At 64.3% G+C, this 2706-nt stretch carries 3 protein-coding genes; 2 read left to right on the top strand and 1 reads right to left on the bottom strand.

Annotation, left to right across the window (positions count from 1 at the left end; translation table 11 throughout):
• Positions 1 to 501, bottom strand: a 501-nt coding sequence (locus MOV75_RS33680) for an alcohol dehydrogenase catalytic domain-containing protein (protein WP_247007491.1), incomplete at its 3' end; no start/stop codon positions are given.
• Between the two features lie 121 nt (positions 502 to 622).
• On the opposite strand from MOV75_RS33680, the gene MOV75_RS33675 reads away from it, so the two are divergent.
• Together MOV75_RS33675 and MOV75_RS33670 are read left to right on the top strand one after the other, a co-directional pair.
• Complete coding sequence (locus MOV75_RS33675) at positions 623 to 1000, top strand: helix-turn-helix domain-containing protein (RefSeq protein ID WP_246916867.1); 378 nt, start codon at positions 623 to 625, stop codon at positions 998 to 1000.
• A gap of 214 nt (positions 1001 to 1214) precedes the next feature.
• Positions 1215 to 2621: a DegQ family serine endoprotease gene (locus tag MOV75_RS33670; RefSeq protein WP_246916864.1), complete on the top strand. Its 1407-nt coding sequence runs from the start codon at positions 1215 to 1217 to the stop codon at positions 2619 to 2621.
• The last annotated feature ends 85 nt before the right edge of the window (positions 2622 to 2706 follow it).

Here is a 2706-nt window from a genome sequence, read left to right as displayed (position 1 = left end):
GATCAGGATCGAGCCGACGCCGCCGGCGCCGCCTGTGATCAGCAGCGTGCGCGGATCGACGCTCTTGCCCGGCACCGCGCCGAGCCGGTCGAATAGCAACTCCCATGCCGTAATGGAGGTGAGGGGGAGGGCGGCGGCCTGCGCGAACGACAGGCTCTTCGGCTTGTTGCCGACGATGCGTTCGTCGACCAGATGGAATTCCGCATTGGTGCCTTGGCGCAGGATCGAGCCGGCGTAAAACACCTCGTCGCCCGGCTTGAACAACGTAACCTCGGGGCCGATCGCATCGACCACGCCGGCCGCGTCATAGCCCAGGATCTTCGTCTCACCCTCGGGCGGGGCGGCGCGCTTGCGCACCTTGAAATCGACCGGATTGGCGGAGATCGCCTTCACGGCGACGCGGATGTCGCGTCCCTTGGGATCTGGCTTGGCGGTCTCGAAATCGAACAACGCGTCCTGATCCTCGATCGGAAGCGATTTCTTGTAGCCGACGGCCTTCATGGCTTGTCTCCATCAGATGGCGTGCTCGCCTGCCGTCCTAACTGTCGCTATAGCTCCGATTTGGCAAGTACTGTAAATTCGGGGATATAGTCCCTGTTTGGATACTATTGGGAAAACACGCATGAAACGGCGAGACTTTGCCCGTCGTCCCGGCTGTTCGGTCGAGGCGACGCTGGATCTGATCGACGGCAAGTGGAAGGGCGTGATCCTCTATCATCTGCAAGACGGCACCCAGCGCTTCGGCGAACTGCGCCGCCGGATGCCCGGCATCACCCAGCGCATGCTGACGAAACAGCTTCGCGCGCTGGAGGAGGACAAGCTCGTCATTCGCAAGGTCTATGCGGAAGTGCCGCCGCGCGTGGAGTATTGTCTCTCCGAGCTCGGCGAGAGCCTCAAGCCGGTGATCGATATCCTAAAGGCTTGGGGCGAGAGCCATCAGCAGCGATTGTCCTGTGCACCAGCGCCGGTCGTCGTGAAGAAGCCGAAGCGCGCGGCGTGACGCCGATGCGCGCGGCGGATGTTCTCGCCGCGGTCGAAATATTGCGGCACGTCGCCAATGCACATCATGCCAATCCAGCCCTCGGGCCAATTGCCGATTCGCACGCTCAGCTTGCATCCCGGACACACCGGAAAGGGCCCCGAATTGCCGCCCGGCGCCCTTCTATTGAGGGACGAACGCGCCTATATTCCGGCGTCTTTTCCAAGAGGTAGGAATGTTCCGATCGACCTGGACCGCCGCCGTTACGGCATTGTGCATAGGCTTTTCCGCCCACTTCAATCCGGCTGCGGCGCAGGACCGCCGCGTCCCGTCCTCGCCGGCCGAACTGCGGCTGTCCTATGCGCCGATCGTGCAGCGGGTGCAGCCGGCTGTGGTCAACGTCTATGCCGCCAAGGTGGTGCAGAACCGCAATCCGCTGCTCGATGACCCCATCTTCCGCCGCTTCTTCGGCGTGCCTGGCCAGCAGCCTGAGCAGATGCAGCGCTCGCTCGGCTCGGGCGTCATCGTCGATGCCTCCGGCCTCGTCGTCACCAACGTCCATGTCATCGAAGGCGCGGACCAGGTGAAGGTGTCGCTGTCGGACAAGCGCGAGTTCGAAGCCGAGATCCTGCTGAAGGATTCCCGCACCGATCTTGCCGTACTCCGCCTGAAGGACACGAAGGAGAAGTTCCCGACCCTCGATTTCACCAACTCCGACGAGTTGCTGGTCGGTGACGTCGTGCTCGCGATCGGCAATCCCTTCGGCGTCGGGCAGACCGTGACCCACGGCATCATCTCGGCGCTCGCGCGCACCCAGGTCGGGATCACCGACTACCAGTTCTTCATCCAGACTGACGCTGCGATCAATCCCGGCAATTCCGGCGGCGCGCTGGTCGACATGAGCGGCAAGCTCGCCGGCATCAACACCGCGATCTATTCGCGCTCCGGCGGCTCGCAAGGAATCGGCTTTGCGATCCCTGCCAACATGGTGCGCGTCGTCGTCGCCTCCGCCAAGAGCGGCGGCAAGGCGGTGAAGCGGCCGTGGCTCGGGGCAAAGTTGCAGGCGGTGACGCCGGAGATCGCCGAGAGCCTCGGCTTGCGTTCGCCGACAGGTGCGCTGGTCGCGAGCGTGGTCTCGAACGGCCCCGCGGCGAAGGCCGGCCTGAAATCCTCCGATCTCATCATCGGGATCGACGGCCAGACCGTGGATGATCCCAACGCTTTCGATTATCGCTTCGCCACCCGTCCGCTCGGCGGCACCGCGCAGATCGACGTGCAGCGGGGCGGCAAGCCGCTCAAGCTGGCGGTGGCGCTGGAGACCGCTCCCGATACGGGACGCAACGAACTCGTCGTCACCGCGCGCTCTCCGTTCCAGGGAGCGAAGGTCTCGACCATCACGCCGGCGGTCGCCGACGAACTGCATCTTGACGCCGATACCGAGGGTGTTGTGATCACCGATCTCGGCGGCGACAGTGCGGCCGCGAATGTCGGCTTTCAGAAGGGCGACATCATTCTCGCGGTCAACAACCAGAAGATCAGCAAGACCGGTGACCTCGAAAAGGCGGCCGGCGAGCGCCCGAGGATCTGGCGCATCACGCTGGTGAGGGGCGGCCAGCAGATCAACGTCACGCTGGGCGGATGAGTCCGAAGCGACCACAGGAGACGCCAACTCTCTTTGCCGCGGCGGGGCTCGACCACGATGCCCCGCATCCGCTGCCGGACCGGCT

The organism is Bradyrhizobium sp. PRIMUS42 (assembly GCF_023006515.1).
GTDB lineage: Bacteria > Pseudomonadota > Alphaproteobacteria > Rhizobiales > Xanthobacteraceae > Bradyrhizobium.
Note: the sequence above shows the minus strand (reverse complement) of the source record. Positions and strands in the feature narration are given on the sequence as shown.

Bases quoted from the DNA above. Each gene is read 5' to 3' on its own strand.
- MOV75_RS33675 (WP_246916867.1), top strand. From the start codon at position 623: ATGAAACGGCGAGACTTTGCCCGTCGTCCCGGCTGTTCGGTCGAGGCG.
- MOV75_RS33670 (WP_246916864.1), top strand. From the start codon at position 1,215: ATGTTCCGATCGACCTGGACCGCCGCCGTTACGGCATTGTGCATAGGC.